Source organism: Pantoea sp. GbtcB22, assembly GCF_019091025.1.
Classification (GTDB): domain Bacteria; phylum Pseudomonadota; class Gammaproteobacteria; order Enterobacterales; family Enterobacteriaceae; genus Pantoea; species Pantoea leporis.
Map to the genome: position 1 here is coordinate 1 of NZ_JAGXKB010001117.1, position 228 is coordinate 228.

Annotated in this window: 1 protein-coding gene; it reads left to right on the plus strand. The window is 60.1% G+C overall.

Annotated elements, in window-relative coordinates; all coding sequences use genetic code 11:
- Positions 1-228 (plus strand): Ig-like domain-containing protein (locus KVT28_RS27680; protein WP_217551571.1); only part of this gene is annotated, 228 nt, incomplete at both ends.

Below are 228 nucleotides of genomic sequence, written 5' to 3' on the forward strand. Positions count from 1 at the left end.
GCGTTCTGGTTGGCACCAACAGCACCACACCTGCCATCACCAGCGTAGTGGATAACGTGGCAGGTGGTACCGTGGGGGCGATTGTCAACGGCGGTCTGACCAACGACAACAAACCGACGCTGAACGGTACGGCGGTAGCTAACGCGATTGTCACCATTTGTGAAGGCGGCAACGTCCTTGGAAGCGTGAAGGCAGGAGCCGACGGCAAGTGGTCGCTGGAGCAGGGGA